Source organism: Pandoraea sp. XY-2, from assembly GCF_004193915.1.
Lineage (GTDB): Bacteria > Pseudomonadota > Gammaproteobacteria > Burkholderiales > Burkholderiaceae > Pandoraea > Pandoraea cepalis.
The window spans coordinates 14,239-39,144 of the sequence record NZ_CP030849.1; the positions used below are offsets into that span (position 1 = coordinate 14,239).

Annotated in this window: 16 protein-coding genes; 7 read left to right on the forward strand and 9 right to left on the reverse strand. The window is 56.3% G+C overall.

Annotation, left to right across the window (positions count from 1 at the left end; translation table 11 throughout):
• Positions 1–12: 12 nt before the first annotated feature.
• The 7 genes from DRB87_RS00040 to DRB87_RS00070 form a co-directional block, all read right to left on the reverse strand.
• A complete protein-coding gene (locus DRB87_RS00040) occupies positions 13–1,950 on the reverse strand; it encodes an ATP-binding protein (RefSeq protein WP_240756117.1) in 1,938 nt (645 codons plus the stop codon).
• Between the two features lie 27 nt (positions 1,951–1,977).
• Positions 1,978–4,119: a P-loop NTPase fold protein gene (locus DRB87_RS00045; protein ID WP_130024385.1), complete on the reverse strand. Its 2,142-nt coding sequence runs from the start codon at positions 4,117–4,119 to the stop codon at positions 1,978–1,980.
• Complete coding sequence (locus tag DRB87_RS23165; RefSeq protein WP_206100047.1) at positions 4,116–8,177, reverse strand: type IIL restriction-modification enzyme MmeI; 4,062 nt, start codon at positions 8,175–8,177, stop codon at positions 4,116–4,118. Before DRB87_RS23165 ends, DRB87_RS00045 begins: the two co-directional genes overlap by 4 nt.
• A complete protein-coding gene (gene drmD, locus DRB87_RS00055; RefSeq protein ID WP_130024386.1) occupies positions 8,174–11,314 on the reverse strand; it encodes a DISARM system SNF2-like helicase DrmD in 3,141 nt (1,046 codons plus the stop codon). Before drmD ends, DRB87_RS23165 begins: the two co-directional genes overlap by 4 nt.
• Positions 11,315–11,334: 20 nt before the next feature.
• Positions 11,335–11,751, reverse strand: a complete 417-nt coding sequence (locus DRB87_RS00060; protein WP_240756118.1) for a very short patch repair endonuclease — start codon at positions 11,749–11,751, stop codon at positions 11,335–11,337.
• A gap of 60 nt (positions 11,752–11,811) precedes the next feature.
• The gene (locus DRB87_RS00065) at positions 11,812–12,855 is read right to left on the reverse strand and encodes a DNA cytosine methyltransferase (protein WP_130024388.1); all 1,044 of its coding nucleotides are present in this window, start codon (positions 12,853–12,855) and stop codon (positions 11,812–11,814) included.
• Positions 12,856–12,923: 68 nt separating this feature from the next.
• The gene (locus DRB87_RS00070; protein WP_206100048.1) at positions 12,924–13,121 is read right to left on the reverse strand and encodes a helix-turn-helix domain-containing protein; all 198 of its coding nucleotides are present in this window, start codon (positions 13,119–13,121) and stop codon (positions 12,924–12,926) included.
• Positions 13,122–13,926: 805 nt separating this feature from the next.
• Between DRB87_RS00070 and DRB87_RS00075 the strand changes: the two genes are divergently transcribed.
• The 5 genes from DRB87_RS00075 (at position 13,927) to DRB87_RS23885 (ending at position 18,399) form a co-directional block, all read left to right on the forward strand.
• Entirely contained in the window at positions 13,927–14,352 is a 426-nt protein-coding gene (locus tag DRB87_RS00075) for a helix-turn-helix transcriptional regulator (protein WP_165385210.1), read from the forward strand.
• 320 nt (positions 14,353–14,672) lie between these two features.
• Positions 14,673–15,221, forward strand: coding sequence for a TnsA endonuclease N-terminal domain-containing protein (locus DRB87_RS00080; RefSeq protein WP_165385211.1), 549 nt, complete (start codon positions 14,673–14,675; stop codon positions 15,219–15,221).
• Entirely contained in the window at positions 15,202–17,175 is a 1,974-nt protein-coding gene (locus DRB87_RS00085) for a DDE-type integrase/transposase/recombinase (RefSeq protein WP_130024392.1), read from the forward strand. Before DRB87_RS00080 ends, DRB87_RS00085 begins: the two co-directional genes overlap by 20 nt.
• On the forward strand, positions 17,162–18,199 hold the full coding sequence (locus DRB87_RS00090) for a TniB family NTP-binding protein (RefSeq protein ID WP_130024393.1): 1,038 nt from the start codon (positions 17,162–17,164) through the stop codon (positions 18,197–18,199). Before DRB87_RS00085 ends, DRB87_RS00090 begins: the two co-directional genes overlap by 14 nt.
• A 65-nt stretch (positions 18,200–18,264) precedes the next feature.
• Complete coding sequence (locus tag DRB87_RS23885) at positions 18,265–18,399, forward strand: hypothetical protein (protein WP_255501382.1); 135 nt, start codon at positions 18,265–18,267, stop codon at positions 18,397–18,399.
• 44 nt (positions 18,400–18,443) lie between these two features.
• On the opposite strand, the gene DRB87_RS00095 is transcribed toward DRB87_RS23885, so the two are convergent.
• Positions 18,444–19,564 (reverse strand): IS3-like element IS407 family transposase gene (locus DRB87_RS00095; protein WP_130024394.1). Its coding sequence is split into 2 segments (ribosomal slippage): positions 18,444–19,306 and positions 19,306–19,564, totalling 1,122 coding nucleotides; the frame shifts between segments, so codons are not numbered across the junction.
• 345 nt (positions 19,565–19,909) lie between these two features.
• Here DRB87_RS00095 and DRB87_RS00100 point away from each other — a divergent pair.
• Positions 19,910–21,322 (forward strand): helix-turn-helix domain-containing protein, encoded by a 1,413-nt coding sequence (locus DRB87_RS00100; RefSeq protein WP_130024395.1) that lies wholly within the window; start codon positions 19,910–19,912, stop codon positions 21,320–21,322.
• Between the two features lie 256 nt (positions 21,323–21,578).
• Positions 21,579–23,477: a hypothetical protein gene (locus tag DRB87_RS00105; RefSeq protein ID WP_130024396.1), complete on the forward strand. Its 1,899-nt coding sequence runs from the start codon at positions 21,579–21,581 to the stop codon at positions 23,475–23,477.
• A 683-nt stretch (positions 23,478–24,160) separates the two neighbouring features.
• Here DRB87_RS00105 and DRB87_RS00110 read toward each other — a convergent pair.
• On the reverse strand, positions 24,161–24,787 hold the full coding sequence (locus tag DRB87_RS00110) for an FMN-dependent NADH-azoreductase (protein ID WP_130024397.1): 627 nt from the start codon (positions 24,785–24,787) through the stop codon (positions 24,161–24,163).
• Positions 24,788–24,906 lie beyond the last annotated feature (119 nt).

The window sequence follows — 24,906 nt, forward strand, 5'->3', positions numbered from 1 at the left end:
ACGTTGGCCACCTCAAATCCTGTCCACGATCTTTTCGAGCTTGTCGAGTGACTTGCTTTTTTCGATGTATGCCGAATAAGCCTCTTGGGCACCGCGAATCAGGGTGTCGTAATGAACGATGCGGCTGCCCGGCGATATCGACGTCATTGATGATTTGAGGCGGTCTGGGTTCGACGCCTCTTCATCGACGGTCTTGCCAATGACGAAGATCACCTCAATATCGGGGCTGGTCTGGTTCTGCTCACGCAGAATTTTCGTCAGTTTGTCGACATAGGTTTGACCTTGCTCGACCAGCTCGCGCAATCCCATCTTGCGGCCGACTTTCTTGAGTTCGACGATGACGTGTTTGCCAGCATTTGTGCGATAGGCAATGTCCACGCGGCCCAGGCGCTCCTTCTCAGTCATGTCCTCGATCAGCACGCCTTCCGTTGTGAGGCGTGACTCCATGATCGGGCTGCCTGTAGCACGCTCCCAAGCCGGGTCTAGTAGCCAGAGATGATCGAACAGATACTTCTGGAGCACCCGCTCCTTTGCGTCCTCATCAATGATGGCCTGGAAATCCCGGATCGCATCCAAACGAGATTTGACGATGTCCCGGTAGAGGGAAGCTTCGAGAGAGTCCCTGTCGGCGAGAACGGCCAATAGTCTGTCCGCACTCTCAATGCTCGTCACGAATTCCTCAGTCGAGCCACGAAGCTTCATGCGCTCGAACGCCAGGATGCCATGCCGATACATGAGTTTTCGATCCTCTTCTTCATCAACCGGCAGCGCGCTCAGTTTGGCGATCAGCGTCTCCGCGCTTTTCTTGTATCCCTCTGGCAACGTGTCGAGCCACTCAGCAAGGGCGGGAGAGGTTTCTTTCGCCTTTTCGACTTCGTGCTTTTTGCGCCATTCTGTCCAGCGTTTTTCGACCTGCGTCAGGCGTGACTTCAGGAATGCGATCAGCTGCCCATATCGTGGGTCATCCTCCTGAACGCGCTGTCTATCGCTGGTCGCAATGTCAGGCGCATCGTCCGCATCGAGGAAATCAGCCTCGATCTGCCCAGTGAGGTACTTCGTGTAGAGCCGCCCATCGTTCAGCCTGTCGAGGATGTTCTCGTGAAACAGGCGGCCACGAGCGAACACGACGATGCCGTTCAGATTGCCAGCATCCTCACTGTCCAGTTGTTTGGGGAATCGCGCAGTACCAATCCAGCCGCTGACCTTCCAGCCTGTATCCCAGGTATCGAATCGATTCGGCAACGATTCCTGTTCCAAGAGTTGTGTGGCGGGAGTCAGGTCAAGGGGGTCATCGCCGAGCTGCCAGAGAAACTGCACCATGGGCAAGTCGCCGCGATCGGCGGAGGTGATGGGGCGACCGTCGAGGTCGATCTTGAACCCATGGACTTCGCCGATCACTGAGAAACGACGAGCCAGACGCTTGCGCAACGCAAGCACGCCACGCCCGAGCCGCTGTCGTTTGATGTCATGCAAAACGATGCGCGTGCCCTTGGTGACTCCGATCTTGTCAGCAGGCAGGGATTCGGGGCTATAAAACGGCTCCTTCTTCTGCACGGATTCGTGGATACCTTCCACGGTCATACGAAGGCCGTGTGCCGCCCCATTTTTGGCGGACTCGACCTCAATGACATTGGCAATCGAAAACAGAGATAGTTTGCCGAGACCTTTGCGGCCCATAACAGGTCGGCCCTTCGCAGTAGTCTTGCCATGCTCGACATCCTCGTCACGCCGTCTGTAACCGACCCGAAGATACTTGCCATTCATGTCATCGACCGACATGCCGATGCCATCATCTATGATCTCGATCCAGCTACCGTCGGGGTCAATCTTGATGTCGACCGTCTCGGCATCGGCATCCCACGCGTTCGCAACAGCCTCTGTCAGAACGGCGGCGATGTTGCTGTAGAGGTTGATCCCAAGATGGTCGAGTACATTCAGATCAACCGTCATTTTGTATATGTCAGTCATTTGCTCCACCTATTCATCAAACGCGCCGACGCCATCAGGATTCTTCCCGGCCTTGAGCATCTCGAACTCTTTCAGGAACTGATCGACGGATTCGCGTGCCGAGTCCGGAACGGAACCCGCCTGCTGCAGGGCCATCAAGCGCTGTGCGCAGGCCGTGGTATCCACGTACCGTTCCAACCAAGTCGGATTCAATCGTGGTTGAAGGCGCACGGCCCAATCCCCCATCGTCTGCGATCGTGTGTGCGAGCAGAACTTCGGCAGGAATGCCAAGAGACCATCATTTGATGAAGTTGCCGCTTCACACCATGTTTTGGCTTCGACAGGGTCGCCCCATAGGCACCATGCAGCCAGAAGGCGGGCAAGTTTTAAATGTGCCAGCAGTTCGTTCTGACTGAGTTTGGTTTTCAAGCCGTCGAGCCAGCAGGCTTTCAAGTCATCAAGAGTGCTGGCATCAACGAGTGCCTCTTCGCCGCTCTCGGCCTCCTTCTTGGCCTCATCGAACAATGCTGCGATCAGATAGCGCTGCACTCCGAGGGCACGACCTTGGGCTATCGCGGACTTGAGCAGGGCATGCCGTTGCGTTCGGTCGACGCGTTTGAGAAGGTGATACACCACGCGTGTGACGCGTGATTCGTTGCCAAAATCGAAGGAACCGCGTTCATCACTGTCCAGTACGAGCGAGTCGCCGATATCAAAGAGCACACCGATAAACACCGGGATGTGTGCATCGGGGATGTCCTCTGCGACATGATCCATCAGCCGTTCAAGCAAAGCCCTTGCTTTCGACAGGCCATCAGGACGCTTCACGTTCGTGGCTTGAACCAGTGTGTCGCCCAATGCGGCTGGCGTTTCCGCCAAGCTCAAAAGGACCAGCATTTCGCTGCGGCGGACAGTGCCAGGAGGAACGGTCATGCGGAAGTACGTGGGGAATGCGTCGGGGTGGCATGCGCGAAGACCTCTCCGCCATTGCGCCAACCAGTCGGTCCCGTAGCCCATTTGCCCAATTTTCGGAAAGATGCGTTCAAGCAGTGCCTTCGTGCTCGAACGCAGCGACTCCGGCAGTGCTTGCACCCATTGCTCATGGAAGGCTGCAATCGCTCTTTGATCACCGTCGTACCGGTTGTCTCGGCTGTGGCCAGAAAACTTGTCCTGGTTCGTGCGGATGACGTCGTACAGACTGGGCAGGAAGACGCGAAGCGCCTCAAGCGCGATGAAGTCCACAGGGTTCACTTCGCCGCGTACCGCCGGATAGGTCACTGCCAAGGTGTTCGTGAAACGGACGACATCACGCGGAACCTGAATCAGCGGATCGATGCCTTCGTGGAAGGCATTCGTCCAATAGGATTGGTCGAACAGGCCGTCTGAGGTGTCACCAAGAATCTCGTCGAGACGCTTGAACAAGGCTGCCCGCAACGCCACACGATCAACGGGTGGCAACTCGAACGGCACCTGAATGATCTTCTCCAGATAGCGCTCGCCCGGCATGCCACTCTGCTGTTCGATGGCCTGTGCAGCGACCTCGCGATCGAAGGCGAGCAAGTAGACGACGTTGGGAAAGTCGGCCAACGCCTTGATAACGGTGAATAGCTGACGAGTTTCTTCGGGCGTCAGCCGATCAATGTCATCGATGATGACCAAAATCCGAGTTTGTGCATCCCGCAGGATCTTGCTGATCTCTGATTTGAGCGCAGGAACATCTTTCGGTTTGCGCTTGGTGATCATGCCGATCAACTTGCCGATCTTGCTGCCGGCACCACCGGTCATGCCGCTCAGGTCGATCAGGCCACCGACCCCTTCGGCAAAATCACCGAGCAGATCGCCCAGATTCTTGAACTTCGCGTTCTTGGCAGGTAGTACGGCTTGCATCTGGCCCAGAAAAGCTCGAGCCAAGTTTTCCTGCCCAGAGAACCACCACGGATTGAATGTCACGATGGCAGGCTGCTCGGTTTCCGGGCGCTGTTCCAAGAAGTGCCGCACGTAACTCAGCACCGTGGATTTTCCCGAGCCCCATGGGCCATAGAGAGCCAGCACCAAGCCATCATTGCCCGGATATCGACAAATGCTATTGGCAAGGCTTTCAGCGAACGGAGCGTGCCCGAACAGATCGTCTTGCGGGTTTGAACTGGGGCGATCGGCGGAGAGCGCGGTCATTGTGTTTTCTCAGTGAACAATCCGGGGAGGGATTTCTGAGAGACAGTCTCCTTATGACGAACACGTTTTGGCTTTGTAGTAGCGCTTGCACCGCCTCCAGCAGCTGATATTGCATTAAAGCGTTCTCGATTGATTTCCAAGAGGTTGCCCAGTACTTTAAAGCGAGCATTCTCTGAGATGGTGAAACGCACCTGCCCTTTCTGGGTGAGATACGACGCTTCGTGAAATCCATGTTCAAGATCCAAGCTCCAGCCATAAGCCAACGCCACTTCATTGTCTATTTTGGCATGCAACTCGCGAAGCTTGCATATTTCAGGATCATTGTCTGACGGATTATGAAATCGAGAATATATTTTGGTCAGCCCTTCGTTAGTCATAGCCATCACACGACTACGCTGTAGGTCATAGGCATCCCCAGCGTTCTTTAGACCTTCGTTGTCCGCTAGTTGCGCAGGCATTGGGAATGTCGAAAAACACTCTGCAATCGTATAGCGCGCGTCTGTTTTCATTGTTGACGGATTCCATTTTGCCCATACCTCATGAACCGTCGACTGAAGAAGCGAAAAATGCGCGTATGAGTCGAAGAAAAACACTATTAATGCTTGATCGAAAGAATAGCTACTAGGAAGCCGTGCAAACGCCCACGTATTGCTAGTCAAAACTTTCGCAATAACATGTGGCAAGCGCTGTAGCGCCGCTCTTAAAGTCGGCCGATCCTCATTGAAAATCCACCATTTTTCTCTCGTGGATTTTCGATTAACCGTATCTCGGTACGGCTTTACTTTTCTCTCAATCCTATCCAAGCACACAGGGTATAGCTGAGCTCTCGTAACGGGCCAATCCAGAAATGAGATGATGAACCTTTTGGGTTGCAGATCCGGAAAGCTATAAAGCTCTTTGCCATTCAGGTGAGGATGGATTAATGCAGCTTCGTGTGGTGACCGCACGATGATTTCATGGCGCTCCTGATCCGAGAGAAGAAATCCATCTCCCCCAATGTCAAATCCTTTTGAAGCAAGCCCAATATTCTCTTCGAGTATTTTTCGTTCCCAGGCAAGTGGCAGAGCGTCTTTGAGCTGATGATCAATACTCTTTGCCGGCTGACCGTCAAGAAATTTCCTGCCAAGATACTCACCCCTGCAAATAGCAAAATAACTAACAACAACTGCGGCCTTCCCGGGCCAGCGCATTGAGGCGAGTGCAAGAATCAACGTCCCCCCCGCCTCAATAATCCTCTGAAGACCAACGCGGCTCGAATCACCTTGAGATATAGTATTCGTGGTGAGCAGCCCTAACACCCCCTTTTCTCTAGTGATCGTAAATGCACGCCTTAAGAAATGGGTGCATAGGTCTGCTTGTCCTGGATTTTCTCCGATAAGTGTAGAAAGGTACGTTAAGTACAAACCTTCCATTTTTCCCGAAATTAATCTACCCGCCATATAAGGTGGATTTCCGAGGACCGCAGAAAATCCGCCGGCCAAAAACACTTCCGGGAAAACCAGCGGCCAGTGGAAAGGCTCACGCCGTGACTTGTTTTGGGTCGAATTGGCCGAAAGAGTTGTACCCATACGTTGAATGATTGACGCATAGGCATCTTGGGCGCCATTAACGGCGCGATCTGCCTTAATAGTTAGAGACGCAATTGCGTTATCCAATGAGCTTTCCAAGCCGCCCGAAGCCAAAACCTCTCCAATAAACGCATTGGCAATTGCTTCCGGAACTTCGAGCTTCTTTCGCGCATCAGCATCCAATTGCGCCATGGTCTCGACATCGTGAATGTCCCGTATCGGCATCTCGCGCAGTCGCTGGCGCAGTCCGATCGCTTCGTGAACAGCCTTTTCGATGTTCTTGCCAAACAGACGCTGCTGCCCTTTGCCGCCGGGTGTCATTGAAAGTTCGGTGAGCTGATCCAGCCGGTGGATGCCCAACAAGCTGTCGCCGCAGCGGAGGTTGTGATCAAGAAAACCAAAGGGACGCCCCTTGGCCAGCGTGACCAGCCAGATCGAGAGCTTGGCGAGCTCGACGGCCAGCGGGTTCAAATCGACGCCGTACAGGCAACGCTCGGCAATGAGACGGCGCGCAATTACGGTGCGGGCTTCGCTTTCACGGGGCAGAGGTTCCTTGGCCGGTCCGACATCCAGAACTTCACCGTCCACGCTTACGGCCTTGCCCGCGGCTTCGACCAGCGCCCATGACTCAACGACACGATCAGACAACCAGCGGCAGGCCTGCACCAGGAATGCGCCCGAGCCCATGGCTGGATCGCAGATCTTGAGGTCGAGCAGTTCGGCGGGCGATTTCAGCGCCCATCGATCGCGCGGTGTTCCATCTGCCGGGCCGACATAGGCCACCGGCGTGAGAGTCTCGGCGACGATCGCTTCGGTCAGGGACTTGGGGGTGTAGTGCGTGCCGGTTTCACGCCGGTCGGAGCCGGTGGTGACGATGAAAGCGCCAGCGGGATAGACCAGCGGGTAGCCCCACGGGTCGGTGCGCAGCAGATGAGCATAGGGTTTGACCCGATCGCGGAGTTTGGTGTCGCCTTGGCAAGCAGTCAGCAGGCGATCGGCCAAGGTGTCGTCGACGGGTTTGGCCAGATCATTGCGCACCCGGCTGACAGAACTGCCGGAGCGCTCTTGCAGTAACTCAGCCAATCGCGCGGCACCATCCAAGCGTGCCGAATCCAGCTCGGCCAGTTTGATCCACGGCGTCTTGGCGCTCTTGGTGGCATCCAGTTCCAGCGTGACTTCATCGGTGCGTTTGACGGTGCGTTCGAGCAGACCCTCGTATACGTAGCCGATCTGTTCGACATCCAGTGCGCGGTAGGACAGCGTGCGGCCCTGGAATTGCTGGATAGCCTCCAGCAACAACAGCACGGTGCGGTTGTCGATGGGCAGCGGTGTGGCCGCATCAGTACGCCAACTCGAGCCCTTGGCACGACCTTCGAGGAAAGGGAAACGATCCGGATCGAACAGTGATCCGCCCAGCGCAGGGAGACGCAGATTCTCGTGTTCGATGCCGCCGAACACGGCGCGGAAGATCGCCAACAGACGTGACCAGGCGTCCCAGCGGCGCTCGAGAATTTCCTCGGATTCTTTGCGCAACTGCATGCGCAAGGTGGAGAGCGCGTAGTTGGTCTCGTAGCGTTCGTCGCCCATCAGGAGCAGACCACGCTCTTCGGCGGAGAGCAGGAACACCAAGCGCATCATCACCGTCAGCGCGGCCTCATACAGCTCGGGTTCGTTGACGTCGTGCAGGAGCTCTCGATTGCGGTCCTGGTCGGCTTTGTCGAGGGTCTGAATCAATACTTCGACGGCGCGGCGTACTTGCTCGCCGAGGGCATCGGTGACTTCATCCTGGAATTTCAGTGAGCGATCGAACAATGCGGGCAGTTGTTCGGATTCATCGACAAAGAAACGACGAATGCCGAGCAGATGCACGAAGGCCTGTAGGGTGATGGGCTCCTGGCTCCAGATGCGGGCATACCAACTGGCAAAGGTGGTGACCGCGCCGATCGGAGCATCCACCAGCATCCAGCGTTCGCCATTGCTCACCAAGCCGAGGCGGCAGCCCAGCGCGCGGCACAGCGCGACCATGCGATCGGCAGGTGTGGCGGCCCAGCCGTTTTGCTTCAGGGTGGCATCGAGATCGACATCCTGCGCATAGGTCTGGATCAGCAGCAGCGGTTTGTTGGCACGTTGCTCATCAATCACAGCAAGTTCAGGCGACAGCGTCACGCCGTGTTCGGGCAAGCTGGCTTGAAGGTTGGCGGCACACCAATCAGTGCGCTTGAGAACGTCGCCTTTGCCGTCTTCATCGAGTTCGAGACCTCGCGACAGCACTTCGTCGATCCAGGCCGCGTGTAACTCGGCGAACTGCGCGTCTTCCAACTCCAGCGCTTCACGCCATTCCTCATAGGCTTGGCGAAGGCGTTTGCGCTTGATGCCATTGAGTTCTTCCAGTCCTTGCGGAAAGGCTTCCTTCAGAACGGGAACGGCGAGGAAAGGGCCGGATATCTCGATCAGCGACAGCCAATCATCATGCACGCTGATCGTACTCATGCGGCACCTCCCTGAGCTGCCGATTCAGGCACGAGAAAGATGACAGCGACCGGGAAGGTACGGTCATTGAGTTTGGCGTAACGGGTTTCGATGGCCTCGGCCTCCTGCTGGCGCTCGGCTGGAATGCGGGCAAGACGTGCTTCCAGTGCGGCGGTGTCGCGCCTGAGCTGTGTTCGCTCGTCTTCCGAGAACAGGGAGAGCTGCGCCGGTTGCTGATCTTTTTTCAGCTCGGCTTGAATGGCTTTTTCCAGTTCATCAAGCACTGTGCCGATGTCGGCCACTTCCTGCTGCTTGCGGGACTGAAGGGTGTTGGTCAGGAACTTGAGTCGGTCTTTCGAACGGGCATCGACCGATTGCAGGATGGCGCTCTGCGCGCGATCAAAGCGCACACGGATGGCATCGAACAGAGAGTCTGTAGCCGTCAGTGGCTTGGCCTGATCCAGCCATTGCTGGACTTTGGTGACGCTGTCCTCTCGCCGGAACGATTTGTCGCCCAGATAACCTCCGGCCACGGTCAGTTCTTCGTGAAGGCGATGATGGTTGCCGCCAGTGACGACCAGCCGCGAAATGACGACCACGGCAGGGCCGTCGATCAGTGCGTCCGGCACCGAACGCACGGTGACGCGATGCAGCTTCTTCACGTCGTCTTGTGCCCAGACCTCGGCGCGCAGCAAGCGCAGGCACATCTGCACCAATCGGTGGTTGAGGTGAACCAGCACCACGTCGTCACGACCGGTGGCGACGGCGTGATCGAATGTGATGGGTCGAATCTGCAGGGTGTGGGGGTGACGTAAGCCTTCGAGGCAGCGCGTCCACGAGCCCGACAGTGCGGGCATCTTGAATACGGTGCCCGCCGGAGCATCGGCCAAGGCAAAGGGTTCGAGCGGCGGGCGGCCTGCCAACTTGAGGCCCGTCTTGACCGCCATGAGGATGTGCTCTGGCGTGAGATGAAAGTCCTGCTGCGTGGTCAGCAGCCGTTCGTGCAGCTTGGCGACGCGGTCTTTGAGTTCGCGCTCGGCGCGCACGAAGCGTCTGGCCTTGGCGATCTTGGCTTCAGCAAGGTGGGTGTCGAGGTCTTTGAGCGAGCCTTCGATCAGCCCCGACATCTGTGGCGCGATGACCGGATTGACGCTGCCCATGTCCGCCCGCATGGATTCGAGCTTGCGCAGTGCCCGGATGATGTCATCGCCGTGGCCGCCAATGGTTGCCTTGCCATGTTCGCCGCCATCGACGGGATGCCAGATCAACACTTCCTTCTGGCGCTGACCATGCCGGTCGATACGGCCGTTGCGCTGCTCCATCACATTGGGGTTGTAAGGGATCTCCAGATGGATGAGGCAATTACAGTGGTTCTGCAAGTCGATACCTTCGGATGCGGCATCGGTGGCCAGCAGGATGCGCACCGCTGAATCCTTGGGCGAGGTCTGGAAGGCCGCTTTGACTTTCTCGCGCTCGTCCTGCGCCATGCCACCGTGAAGGATGGCCAGTCGATCGCCACCGAAGTCGTGGCTGGCCAGGATCTCGTGCATCCACTGGTGCGTGGTGCGGTATTCGGTGAACAAGATGACCCGACGATCATTCCACTGCCCCTCGGTCTTGAGGTTGGTCCTGAGCCAGTCGAGGACAGCCTTGGCTTTGGCGTCGACCTGGTTCTTGGCAGTCTGTGCCCACAACCGCAGTTCGTTCAGCATTTGTTGCTGGTCTGCCGTCAGCGGTTGCGCACGTCGTGAAGCCTCTTCGACGGCCTCGGACTGGGCGTTTTCGACCTCCTGGTCGTTGGCGTAGTCTTCATCGACCCGCTGGATGGCTTTGCGCAAGATGCGGTCCGCCATTGCGTCCTTGTCCTTGCGCTGGTGGCCATTGGCCAGACTGGCAATATGCTTCTCGAGGGTGGACGCGAAGGCGGCAGGAGAGGAAAAGAGCCGTTTCTTGAGCAGTTGGTTGACGAACGACGTGCCGAAAGCATTGCCTGCTTTCTCTGCGTCCAGTTCCCGGCTCGCACAATAGTCGTTCAGCTTCTGGTGAATGGCGCGCTCTTGTGCGGAGTACGAGGCGAGCAATGCTTGCAGCTTGCGCTGCGCATAGAGCGGCTTGCCTCCCGCATCGACCAGGTCGCTCTTGAGGCGACGGATCATCACCTGACTCAACTGCTTTTCATCGGGCAGGATGTTTCTGGCGAAGCGTTGGTCGTCCAGCAACTCAAGCAGAGAGGTGAAGGATTCCGTGTAGCCGTTGTGCGGGGTTGCGGTGAGGAACAGGCGATGCTGGAAATGCGGGCTGATGGAGCGAATGAAGCGCGTCCGCTGGCTTTCCAGCGCGTAGTTCGCACCGGCAGCGGGAGCGATGTTGTGCGCTTCGTCGACGACGAGCATGTCGAATTTGCGTGGATAGCTGGTGTGCGCTGGCAGAACGTCGCGCATGGCACGCAGTCCTTCGCCGCTCTTGACCCAGTCCATGGAGGCGATCAGGCGCGGATGCGAAGTCCACGGATTGGCGTGGATGCCGCGCTCTCGACGCAACTGCTTGATGTAGGCCGTGTCGACGACCCTGAAATCAAGGCCGAATTTTTCCAGCATCTCGACACGCCACTTCTCCTGCAGAGAAGCGGGGCAGACGATCAGGATGGTGCGGGCACGGTGCCGCAGCAACATCTCCTGGATGACGAGGCCAGCCTCGATGGTCTTACCCAAGCCGACGTCGTCGGCGATGAGCAGATTGACGCGGGCCATGTCGATGGCGCGCACCAAGGGATCGAGCTGGAAGTCCTCGATGCTGACGCCACTGCGAAACGGCGCTTGCAGAAAGCCTCTGTCCGCGTTGGTGGCGGCACCCCAGCGCACTGCATCGAGAAACGCCTCGAGAGTGTCGGAGTCATCCTGGCCGGTAATCGAAGGCAGGCCCGCGCGTTCGATGACTTGCGCACCGGGCTCGATCTCCCAGATGACTTCGAGCTCTTCACCCAGCCCGTCCTCATCAATAGAGGAGAGAGTGACGGCATTCTGCTGTGCAGACAGCGATGTCAGTTTTGATGAGACGACTTCGGCAACGACCCATTGGCGTCGCCTGACCCCGACCAGTTGCCCCGGCTCTGGACGGGTGCGATAGGTCTGGTTCTGCTTCTCGGTTGCGATTTCCATGAGGTCTGCGATCTTCCCGTTCAGTTCTTCTTATGCGGACCAGGTGACGAAGCGCTACGCTTCGATCTGCCCATGGCGACCGTCTGGACGACGATGTCGGCTGCATCGGTCGGCGGCTCGTGCTCCCAGAATCGCAGTACCGTCCACCCGATGCTCCGAAGCCGTTCGTTCGTGTCGGCGTCTCTGGCGCGGTTCGTTTCGATCTTTTGCCGCCAGAAATCCGAGTTCTGCTTCGGCCATGTGGCGTGTTCCGGGCACCCATGCCAGAAGCAACCATCGACGAAGATGGCAATCATCCTCCCCGGAAAAGCGATGTCCGCGACCCGACGAGGTTTCTTCAGTACCTCGAAATCGACTCGGTAGCGCAGGCCCCTCCGATACAGCTCTCGACGCAATGCGATCTCAGCACCGGTTCCCTTTTGCCGGACTTTCGCCATTCGGCGACTGGCTTCTGGAGATGAGGGCTGAACGCGTGGCATTGATCGAGTCTCGTCAGATCATCTGGATTTGGTCGATGCCAAGTGCTCGTTGATGCTGCGCGCAATCGCGCGACCCAAGTCAACAGGAACGGCATTGCCAATGAGGCGTCCGAGAACCTTGAAGCTGACCTCACCGTCATCGGGAATGAACGCGTAGTCACGCGGGAAGCTCTGGATGATTGCGGCTTCTCTCAAGGTGATCGCACGATCCTGTTCAGGGTGCCCGAACCGGCCGTTCCCAAATCCGTAGCACTGAGTCGTCATGGTGGGTGCAGGCTTGTCCCACTCCATGCGGCCATAGACGCCCGGATAAGTCCTGCCGCTTTCTGCTCGATGGCAATCGGCGACGAGATGCTCCGGCCAGTCACGCCACGTACCGCCAGGCTTTGAAACCTTGATGCGCTTGAGATTCTTCTCTGACAGCGTGGATGAGACGTGCAGCTTGTCTCTCGGTGCTGCTTCGCCAGCGCTCAACGCACGCAGGCGGCCAATCGCCTGCCTCACGGTCTTGGGCTTCTCGAGCGTGGGCTTGATCATCGTGATCTCACCGTGCCGGGATGCCAGCAGCACCATGCGTCGGCGAGTCTGTGGCACGCCGTATTGGGAGCTATCGACGACATCGAACCACACGTTGTAACCGAGTCGCTTCAGCGTATCGACGAAGTCATGAAACACCTCGTGCTTGGCAACGGTCGGGACGTTCTCCATCGTGATGACATCTGGCCGGGTGCCCTTGGCCAGACGAGCGAACTCGTACAAGAGCCCCCATTTCCCGTCCTTACCATCGAGCTCGTAGCGTTGCGCATAGGTAGAAAAAGGCTGGCAAGGCGCGCACCCTGCAAGAATCTTCAAGTCGGCATCGCCGAACAGCGTATTTAATTCGGCGGCGGTGACCTTGCTGACGTCTCGCTCTACGAACTTGGCGCTGTTGTTGGCCTCATAAGGAAAGCGGCAAGCGGGGTCCATGTCGATACCAGCAACGACCGGTACGCCTTCGAGCACGAAGCCATGCGTCAGCCCGCCAGCTCCGCAGAACAAATCAACACAAGAAATTTTTGTCATTTAATAACAATCCTCTTATTGTTTCGACCACAGGATGACGCGATCGAAACTCGTCGATAGCAAGCCAATCATTCTTTGCCTCGACCTTCGTTTTCTGCTGCGCCACCAGAGCGCACCCACTCATCGACTTCCTCTGACTTGAACTTCCAAAGTCGACCGATTCGGTGAGCAGGCATGTTCCGTTTGCTGATCCAGGCATAAACGGTGTCCTTGCTCACGCCGAGGTACTCGGCGATCTCTTCGACCGACAACCAGCGATCTGGCATGACATGGGGTTCCATCAAAAGTGGGAATTAGGGCAGTTTGACGATGATCGCACGGATTATGCTAATGGTAAATGTGAAATAAGCCGGTTTGGACCGATTAAGGCGGTTTTGTTGCGGTTGTTGCCGATTTTCCAATCGGCTTTGTCAATGATCGAATTTGGTAGTCTTATACGCAGACCGGACGGAAACCTGCCCGAGAATGGAGGGTATAGGGGAGGGGGAGGACTCGAAATATGGTTTGATAAACCGCCCACAGGTTTTAATTGCTGCTATGGGGTGCCAATGTGCCCGTTTTCGTACCGCCCATCCCCCCGTCGTCACGCGAGAATTCGGTACTTTTCAGACATAACAGGCGCTAATCGACTAGTTTTCAGACAAATCAGGCGCCAATCCACTACTTTTCAGACATTCTTGCCCACTTTTGCAAGGCAATCGGGCAGAAATCAGACATTAGGGGCTACCTTTGAGCGAAGGTCATAAAAGGTATAGCTCAGGCGGTTACCAATGAGCGTCGCTTTAATAGCGCGACGACACCTTCCGTCTATGATTTCATGAGCGCTGCAATGCACAACCAGTGCACTGAGCTATAGCAAACTTGTTGCGACAAAACCTCTCCAAGTAGACAAAGAACACGTCCTGATTATACTAAGTATTTGATTTTAAACACGTTAGTTGAGTTTCCAGGCAAAGACGAGTACCCTTTTATCCATTATTGTCTGAAGGAAAAGGGTATGAAAAAAAGTCTCGGCAGATGGGCGGGTATGACCGTGGGCGAGCACTGACTGCGGATATGGTCACAGTACCGATGAGTCCTTTTGCCACCTACCTTCGCGAACTGCGCTGTCGGCGGGGACTTAAACAGAAGGACGCCGCAGAACTGCTCGGGTATGAGCAGAGCTATATCTCCGCACTCGAGCGCAGCGCTAAAGGTCCCCCAAAACAAGATTTTGTCACCCGCTTGATTCGGGTGCTGAAGCTTAGTGCCGCCGAGCGCGTAGAGCTCGAAGAAGCGTTGCGCAAATCCAAGCGACAGGTTTCGCTGCCTTGCTCGGCTCCGGCGGAAGAATATGAGCTGCTGCGGGAGCTGGAGCCCCAACTCGGACGACTGCACCCCGTGCAAATCAAAATGATTCGGCAGGTCTTGTCGCTTCCACAAGCATTTTTCACAACTGTGCCCGAGGAGGGTACAGCCAAGATGTCCGCTGGCCAAACGGAGGTGGTGATGACGTAAACGAAAAAGCGAGCCTTTGAGGCCCGCCTTCCGATGTAGCGATTGATACTGAAGTCGACACCTACAGTATCGGTTGCTCCCTCCGAGGCGTCAAGGCCGGATTCCCTTTCCACACTGATTTTTCGCGAGTTTTGAACTCCGCGAGGGTTCACTTTTGCCCGAATTTTCAGCGTGGTTCACCGAATTACGACTATGCGCGGACAGGCGCAGGGCCCCCTATTGCCTGCCGCCAGGAGAAAGCAAACATGTTATCCAGACGAGTAATCACGAGAAGTGGCCGGCACTTCAGAGGAAGGTACCCATCGCGAAAATTAGGACGGATGGTGGCATTTGAGTCGCTGATCGAGCGCGACGTGATCCTGTTGCTAGAGTTCTCCCGAGGAGTTCAAAGCTACCAAGAGCAACCGGAGCGAATTGTCTACAGTGACGGGCAAGCTATGCGGGAGTACTACCCGGATTTCGAGGCACGGCTGACTTCAGGCCCGCGGGTACACATTGAGGTCAAGCCCAGCGCAAAACTCGACTCCCCAAAAATCGCTAAGAAACTTCAGCAGATCGCGGCGCATTACGCCCAGCACCGCGACGAGCATTTTCGTGTCATTACTGAACTTGATGCCCGCAAGGAGCCGCTGCATTCCAACTTGAAAACGCTCAGCCCATTGCGTGCAAAACCGGAAGCCTCGCCTCAAGACTTTCCCGTGCGCCTTCATGGCAAATTCTGGCATGCCCTAGAAGCCACGGTAGGTCGCGATGTCCTGTTGAAGCAGGTCGCCTTGGGCAACCTAGTGTGCAACCTCGCCAGCCCGCTTCAGGGTGATCTCATGGTTTTCACAGCACAGGAGGCAGCGCATGATTCGCTTTACCTATAAACGCGGCTTGGTCTTCATTGAGGGCCAGATGCGCTGGACGCTGGAGCGTTTGCTGGCCACCGGAAAATACCAGTTGATTTCCGATGCCGGCGAAATTCGGAATTTCTTCCCCGACGAATTAAACGCCCGGTGGCTTAAAGGGGAATGGGTAATTGATGAGGCTTGCCTGGGCACCTTAGCCAATGCAACCTACTTGGTGACGCCGCGCGACTTGTCTACGTACACAGCCCATCAGCAAAAAGTTGCGTTGCGCAAGCTAGGTTATCTACTGGCCATTGATCCCGAAAAGAATCGCTACAACCCGGCTCTATGGAAAAGGCTCATTGACGCACATGCAGCGGAAACCGGAGATACAAAACCACCTTGTCCGTCGTCCGTACAGAACTGGTGGCGCAGGTATCGCACAACAAAATCGGTCCATGCGCTGATCCCTCAAAAGAAAGGTCGTGCAAAACCGTACCATGGGGATCGCTACGCCCTATTCGAAGAGGCGGTCGCTGATGTTTACCTCACCCTGCAAAAACAACCTAAGTCCGCGGTTTATGAACGTGTGCTGCGTCACACCAATTCCTTGAATGTGTCCTTGCCGCCAGATTTGCATATACGGTGCCCAGCGCGTTCAACCGTCTATCGTTGGCTCGATGGTCTTCGCCAAGATATTGTGGACGGTGCTCGTCTGGGTGCCGAGGTTGCCCGGGCAAAATATCGCATCGCAGTAGGTGGGCTCAAGGTCAGCGGGATCCTTGAGCGTATCGAAATCGACCATACCCCGATCGACCTGATCGTAATCGATGCGGTGACGGGATTACAGATGGGTAGACCTTGGCTGTCGATAGCAACCGACAAGGCATCCAGGATGATCATGGGTTTCTACCTGAGCTTCAACACGCCCAGCGCCCACTCAGTACTCCAATGCTTGCGACGGGCGATTCTGCCCAAAACGGAATGGTTGGCTCGTTTCCCTGATATCAAAGGTGCATGGCCGGCTCAAGGGATTCCGGATCTGATTGCGATCGACAACGGCATGGACCTTCATGCCTCTGGGTTGCAGAAAGCCTGTGAAGAGATGGGTATCCAGATGCTTTTTTGTGGTGCACGTACGCCGGAACACAAAGGCAGCATTGAGCGGTTTTTCAGGACGATGAATCAAGGCCTGATCCATCGGCTACCTGGCACTACGTTTTCCAATGTCGGTGAGCGCGGGGACTATCCTGCTGAGAACCTTGCCGCGATCACGCTCACAGACCTTGTCCACTTGATCACCAAATGGATCGTCGACATCTACCTGGTGCGCCCACATCGCGGAATTGGCGCAACCCCGCTCGCCAAGTGGTCCGAACTGGCCGGACGGCGTTCCATCGAGTTGCCGCTTTATCCTAAACAGCTTGAAGTGATCAGTGGCATTCCGGCCAAACGCACACTTTTTCATTACGGTATTGAGCTTGAAGGGCAGCATTACAACAGCCGTCAATTGCAGGAGCTGCGACGCCAATCTGGCCAGAACATGGTGGTTGATCTGAAGTTCTATGAGCATTCGATTAACTTCATCCATGTCTTCGATCCAATGGCCAAGGAATATCTGGAGGTTCCTTGTGTTGATCCGGCCTACGCAAACAATCTTCCCAGGGAGGTACATCGCCTGATAAGGGAGCGGGCAAAGCAACAGTTTGGTGAAAACGCATCGTCCACTCAAATGCTCGAGGTCCGTGCGGAACTGGAAGAAATCATCGAGCAAGCGATCAAGAACAAGAAAATGGCTGTGCGCAAAAACGCCAGCGGTTTGCTCATGCATGACAGTGAGGCTGTGCTGAACAACGAGGATCCGTTGGCTAAGGCACGCAAACCCATCAAAGAACTGGCGCCTGAGCTACCCGAGAATCTTCCGGCGGGCCTCGATGACGTGCTGCCGACATTGAGCGTGTTCACAAGAGGAGCGCAGCATGAAGCCCATTGATCTGATCCATATGATCGCTCCTCGGGCGGGTAGCGAACACGAGGCATTACATGGGTTTCGGCTGATTTCCGACCCGATTCAGCACCGACGTTTCAATACCGGCCTGTACAAAATGGCTGAGCTTCACCATGCCCGGCAGGTCAAGGGCAGCGGAGGTGGCGTGTTGATTACGGGGCCAGCAGGTGCTGGCAAGACGGTGCTCGTCTCTTCGTACGCCAGTCGCTTTCAACGCGAATCAACGCTGGGGAGTACCAAAATTCCAGTGCTGGTCGTGACGGTTCCTTCATCTCCTACCGCCAAAAGTTTAGGGGAAGCGATTCTAATCGCACTCGGCTATCCGAAAGCCTATCGTGGAAGCGGCCCGCAAAAGACCGTTTTGATTCACGAGCTATTCGAGCGCTGTGGTGTGGAGCTCCTGATCCTGGATGAGTTTCACCATTTGTTCTACGCCCCGACCATTACACATTTTCGGGATGTCACTGATTGGCTCAAGAACTTGATCAGCCTGACGAATATCGCGGTGGTGGCCTGCGGCTTGCCGGAAGCGCAGTCCGTAGTGGATGCGAACGAGCAGTTGGCAAGGCGCTTTTCCGCCAGGTTTGCGCTGTCTCCGTTCGATGGCGCGACTACTGAGGATTTCACCGAATTTCGCGGCATTCTGAAGTTGCTTCAGGAATATCTTCCGGTACCGTTCGAAACGCCGATTTACGAGGCCAATATGGCGCGGAGAATGCTCATAGCCAGCCATGGCCTGCTGGATTACGTTCGCAAGATACTGGAAGGTGCCATCAGTGTTGCGGCCAACCTTGGGCTCAAAGAAGTTGACCTTGATGTATTGGCCGCAGGGTTCCGCGACCGTGTTTGGCGTGAAGTCCCGGACAGGCTCAATCCTTTTCATCCGGAATCCTATCTCAGGTCGTTGGATCGCAGCGGAGAGGTGTTTTACTTGCACACCCGCCATGATCCGGTGGGCTCGGCTCTAGCCAGGCGGATCAGCCTAAACGCCGTCAAGGTAGCAAAATGACAGGCGGGTTGTTAATCAAGCTAGCGCCCTATCGCACCGAAGGGCCCAACGGATACTTATTGCGCTTGGCAGAGGCGAACAAGCTGGAGTATTCCGATCTGCCGGATCTTGGTGTGACGTACGATGCCGATGCACTGCTGCGCAGTCACTTGCTGCCAGAGCGTGGCCTGGATCCAGCGTTGCTGGCCTGGGTGCAGTGACCTGCCCCCTTCAATAGGGCCAATGGGCTTCTAGCAAAGTCCCGTTAAACCAGCTCCTGGAAAGCGGCAGGAGCATCCGCGGTTGCTCGATGTTTCGCCGCAAACTCTGACGGCGCAAGGTAGTTCAGTGCGCTGTGCGGCCTTTGCTCGTTGTAGTCCTGACGCCATGCCGCGATGACAGCCCGAGCGTGCGCGAGCGTCGTGAACCAGTGCTCGTTAAGGCATTCGTCGCGGAACTTGCCGTTGAACGATTCGATGTACGCATTCTGCGTTGGCTTGCCCGCCTGAATCAACTTCAGCGTGACGCCGTTTGCATACGCCCACTGGTCAAGCGCGCGGCTCGTAAATTCGGGTCCCTGGTCTGTGCGCACCGCCTTGGGAGAGCCACGGAAGCGAGCTGCACGCTCCAATGCCCGAGCGACATACAAACCTGAGATGCCATGGTCGACGACAATGTCGACAGCCTCTTTCGTGAAGTCATCGACCACGGTCAGGCACTTCACGCGCCGGCCATTGGACAGCGCATCCATCACGAAATCGATTGACCACACCTCGTTGGGCGCGCCCGGCAATGCCAGTCGCTCGCGCTCAATCATGACGCCGTGGCGCTTGCGACGGCGCCGCACAGCCAACCCTGCCTCACGGTACAGGCGGTAGATGCGCTTGTGATTGGCGTGCATGCCTTCGCGTTCCACCAGGGCATGCAGCCGGCGGTAGCCGAATCGACGACGTTCGTGCGCCAACTCCACCAGACGCGCCGCTAGCACCTCATTCTCGTGGTCCGACTTCGCGTCGTAATGCAGCACGCTGCGAGAAAGCCCGACAAGCCGGCAGGCGCGGCGCTCGGAGATGTTGACCTTCTCCCGAATCGCCGACACTGCTTCGCGTTTGGCTTGCGGGCTCAGGGCTTTCCCTTGACGACGACCTTCAACGCTTCCATATCGAGCATTGCTTCGGCCAGCAGTTTCTTCAGCCGGGCATTCTCCACCTCGAGGTCCTTGAGCCGGCGCGCTTCCGAGACTTCCATGCCGCCGAACTTTGCGCGCCAGGTGTAGAACGACGCGTCACTGAACCCGTGCTTCCTGCACAGTTCCTTGACCGGCATGCCGGCTTCAGCTTCCTTCAGAAACCCGATGATTTGCTGTTCCGTAAATCGCTTCTTCATGTTCGTCTTCTTCTCCGAAAACGAACTTTACTAGACTCCGGCTGGCCCTGTTTGTAGGGGGCAGGTCAGCAGAACATTGCCACATTGAGGCAGAAGACATCGCGAGTATGGAATATGCGCTACTCGCGCTTCTGTCCTTTATGCCTCAAAGAGGAACCAACCTGACGTGCAGAGTGGGAGTTGTGCTTTTATGATGCCTGCGCCCAGCATGGGGTGTGGATGGTTGACCGCTGTTCGTCATGCCATGAGCCAGTGTCCTGGCGCCGTTCACAGGTCGTTCGATGTGGCTGTGGTGCAGATCTACGTGCGGAGCCATCCCACCTGGCACCAGCTGAAGTAACGCAGTTGTCCCAGGTCCTGTCGCGGAAACTGACAGGGCGCGGTGCGGCCGACATGCCGGAGCCACTGCGTGATCTCAATGTGGATCAGACCCAGCGGTTGATTCGATATCTTGGTATGCATCTGGATCCTGCCGGGGTGTCCAAGTCTCTGAAATTGAGCAACGTGGGTCGCATGGAAGTCTCGTGGCCTGTGACGTCAGTTGCGGCAGCGATCTTGTCTGGCTGGCCAACGGCGTTTCATGTGCGGTTTTCAGAAATCCAGGAGCGGTCAGGCGGCAAAAAGGTTGGGCTACCAAAGCTGTTCCAGAGGGCTTACAGCTATCTGTACAAGGGATTAAAAGAGCCTGCGTTCGATGCAGTGCGGTACTCCTTCGAGCAGTGGCTGGTGGAAAACTGGCGTGGAGGTTTGGCACTTCGAAACCGAAGACTGGCCGGGCAGTTACTGCATCGTGTCCATTGGATTCCGGCCAACGTAGCGGCCGAGCGGTTAGGCGTGCGAGTAGCGCGTATTCGGCGGCTTGTCTCGGAGGGGGTGATCGATGGTCACGAATCCTACAGCTCCACAGGCCGGCGCTTTCTGTTAATCCGTAAGGAACAGGTCGATGAGCTCACGCACGCTGATCTTTCCGAAGTCGATTTGACCACTGCGATGGAATATCTCGGACTGGGCAAGGTCCGAATGCGAGAATTGCTAAGACTTTTGTTCCCCTCCGCGTATCGTCCTTTGAGCGAGTATGGCTTTCCGCCATGGCGAATCAGTCGACAGGATGTCGAGTGCTACCTGGCAATCGGCGATGGCCTACCTGTTTTGGCCATTCCCGAAGAGTCGCAGGTGTCCCTGTTTCATGTCTTGAAGTATTGGGCGTGGAGCGAGAATCAGATCGTCGACCTGATCGAGGATGTGCGTGATGGTGAGATCGCGCTCGAAGGCTTGCTGGATGGTGCTGTCGGGCTGGCACGGTGGATCTTTGACAGCCAGTCGCTCAAGATTTGGCGACAGCGCCGCAATCCTGAATTGTCGAACTGGCTGAGCGTGCCGCACGTAGCCAAACTGCTAGGCCTGAAGCAGGAGGTGGCGTACTGGCTCGTCAGGAATGAGTTCATTCCGGCAGAAAAGCTTCGTACTCTTAGGGGCTGCGGGGCGCGAGTCAGCCGCACGGAGTTTGAACGATTCAAGGAGTCGTACGTGTTTGCCACGGAAATAGCGGAAGCGCTCAAGACCACTTCCAGGAAAGTTAGCGCGTTGTTGTCAGAGCAGGAAATTGTTCCGGCATCTGGCCAGGGATTGGAGAAGTGTGGAAAAATTTTCTATGCACGTAGTAAAGCATTGATGGATTTTCTCGCAACCCTGAACGTTTCTCTGCCAAGTGCAGATTTCGCCGCAATTGACCCGCGGCCCGGTGACAGCATCAGGTAGCACTTGCAATGCATGCCATCGTGAGTGTGCAGCGTTCGGCCTGCAGCGCGTGCTACCCCCGCCCGCTATGTCGTTGCCAGACCAGTATCGTTCCGGCTTACAATCCTCATAACCATCTTCGGCGATGGCGGTTCAGTCCAACGGCGTTTATCTGTCGCTGGAGCGATAGTGCACTTGACTGGCTTCGCCGGAGTGAGAGGTAAACACTATTCGATAGACCACACGTCCAAAGAAGGAGGCTTGCGTATGGGAATGCTTGACGCGCGACGCCGAAACCACCGCCGGTCTGCAAGTCGGCCTGACTTCGTGGGTCGGGGGCGGCAAGCTGCTCGGCGAGATAGGCGCCGCGTTGAAAGTTGGAACCGTGACCGATTCTAGTGCCCAGGCCCTTAGGGACTTGGCGGAAATCCATCTTGAAGCCGTCCTCAAGGAATTGCCGAGTGACCGTATAGGTCGGTTTGTCCTGTTCATCGAAATGGTCCGAGCGATGGACTACTGGGGAACGCATGCTCCGGCTCTGATCGGCGACAGCGAGAAAATCGCGCAATCGATCGACCTGATGTATTGGGGATGGAACAGAGCTGTCGCCGAACTCTTTGAGCCTCTAGACCAGCCAGGCTCCTTCCCCCTGATGGAAAGCACACACGAATCGCGTGTATTCGCTGCTGGGCTCATGCAAGAGTTTGGCAAGGTTTCGCTGCTGCGCCGCTTGGCTGACATGAGTGAGCGAGGCATCGTGGAAATAGCAAGGGATGGTGACGAATTCCAAATTCATATGGGCGAGGATACGCGTACGCAGTTCGCTGACGCCGCAGAGTCGGATCGCCTCAAAGCCGCAGAAGCGCTGCTGCCGTCGTCGAGCAAGGGTTGGACCACGGCTTCGATGCGCGACGCCTTGCGCTTCCCCAACATGCCGGGCAACTACATGGCTGCGCGTGACGCGCCGGTCAAAGGTTGGCTCAGGCCCGACATTGAGGAGCTCATCAAGCGACTGGTGAGGCCTTGGGACACTGGGCGAGGCGTGATGGTGGCCTATGACGCTCGCATTGAGGTCGATAAGCACTACATGGCTGAAGCTCTGTCGCTAGCGACTCATTGGCGCGAGGCCTCCGGCATACACCCCAAGGCCATGTTGGGCTCAATCACAGGAGCCGACATCACAGGCGTGGGCGCTTCGCTCATTAGCCTTCACGCCAAGCACTTCGGCTGCGTGTCGGTTGCGAAGAAGATGTATGACCATGTGTCCGTCGGTCAAAGCTTGACCATCTGGGGTCCACGAGTCGCGCTGGAAGAGTCGATCTCCATCATGAGTGGACGCCCCGGGCCTGTCGTCCATAGCGTCTTCAATGCGCTGGCGATGACATCAAAGCAGGCAAAGAAGCTAGCCGATCACTCGACACCCTTGATTCCTTTGCTCTTCGACTTAGGCAACGGCTTAATCCTGCGGCCGGTGTCGTGCCTGACCCGTAACCCTTTCACAGCGGCCAGAACCCAGCATCAGTGGTTAGACCCGCGCACTGAACACGCCGTTGCGGCCGACCGCGAGGGCTGGATGCGGGAGCATCTCTACGCTATGTTTGGTGGTCGGCGATACATTTGCTTCCCAGGCAACCTCAAGTTGCGCCGCGGAGGCGTAGTCTTGACGGATATCGACGCGGCCGTCTACGACCGGCTCACCGGCGATGTCGGGATCTTCCAGTTGAAGTGGCAAGATTACTCCACCAACGACGTTCGCCAACTCCGAAGCAAGGCTGCAAACCTCTCAGCCGAGCTGACTGACTGGTACGGTAAGATCATGTCGTGGATTGAGGAAAACGGCGTTTCGGCACTCGACAAGTCGCTGCGGCTCAAACAGAAACGTCGGGAAGCGGTCAGGAGCATCATGCTCTTCGCCATTTCAAGGTCGTCTGTTCGCACGCAAGGTTACGGTGTCAGGACCGATGCGCCTTCTCTGGCTATGGCGGTGTGGCCCCAGTTTGTTCGCACACGCATGGAAATTGGCCCTTCGGGGCGGTCCTTGCGAGACATCCATGCGCGACTTCTCCAAGAGTACGGGCAGGTGCCCGACGTCCATCCGATGCCGGCTTCGATACGAGTGACCGGCGCCACGCTCCACCTTCACGACTTTTGGAACCGAACCGACGATGAGCACTAGAATCAGGACGTTCCTGAAAATTGCAAGACAGATGAATGGGGCCTTGTGCTGTCGAACTATTTGCTGCAGGTGCGACGGCCCTGGCGGGCCACGGCCTAAGCTCAAACATTGAATGGCTGCTTTCGGGAAATCTCTATGCCGGCTTGGGGTAGGTCGGAGGCGGACATACCTCCCTGTGCTAAGCGAAAATTAACACTAGGGCTCCGATTAGTCTTCGCTAACCAGCTACTCAATTTAAAGCGGTACCGAAAGGTTGTCAGCACAATATTTGCATCGAGTAGGGAAATCTAACAAATTGGGACAAAGCGACCAAAACCGTCCGATTCTACGTTTCTAGTGCATTGATTTTGAAAGGTACCAATCTAAGTTAAAATCGGATCCTACAGATTGGTGCCGTAGATAGACGCATAACCTGAGAATTTGGGACCCATAAGTTGAGAAGCTTATGGGTCATTTTTATTTATAGTCAAAAATTATGGGCGATTCCTTTGCGCGCGCCGCATCGGCAATGTTCCATAAATCTTCAGTGTGAGACGCTGAAGGCGCGTAGTCCGGCGAAGGTGGAGTTATGAAAAAATCCCCCGCTGCGGGGAGTTCTGGGGGTGGTCAGATCGGCAGGGGTTACTCAACCAGACCATTTGGTTTAACAAACGGGTGATCGACTTGATTCCTCATCGGGTCTCTCACTCCACTCTGGAGTCGATCTTCATTGTATCCATTGTGGTGATCAGAGCATTCTGACTCGCCATCAACTGGTCGCTATCGAGGAACGCGGTCGCCTGGAGGGGAAAGAATTGCAGCGAAGTCAAACCAATGCAGCCAAACGCGGCTATCAAATATGGCTTCAGGAAGTCTGGCTGCTTTGCACGATCACCTGTAAATACGCCTCCGGACGCGATACCGATATAAACGGGCTTGTCTTGCAGCAGGCCAAATTTCTCTCCTGTTGGTGATGCTCCAATCGTGCGCCCCATCCGAAGAATTTGATCGATCCAGGCCTTGAGTACAGAAGGGACCGTGAAATTGTGCATCGGCGTACCAATGACAAGAACGTCGGCGTCCTCAACCTCCTGGATCAATTCTTCCGACAAGACTGTAGCCACGCTCGACTGTTCAGAGGTCAATGCCGTTGGCGAGGAAAGAACTGCGGCGTAGCCGGCCTCCGTATGGGGTATGGGGACCTGACCCAGATCACGACGTATGACGCAGGCATCGTGATCAATGGCGAAAAGTCGGGCAACAATCGCGGCGGAAAGCTTCCGGCTATGCGACTCTTCTCTAGGACTGAAATCCATGTGCAGAATTTTCATAGGGCACTCTCCAATGGCTTTACGAAACCGACAATTGCGTCAGGCAGACCTTCGCACAAGGAAAAACGACGCGCCGTAATATTTGTCGCGGCCGTATCAAGAACCAGTCGTTTGCAGCA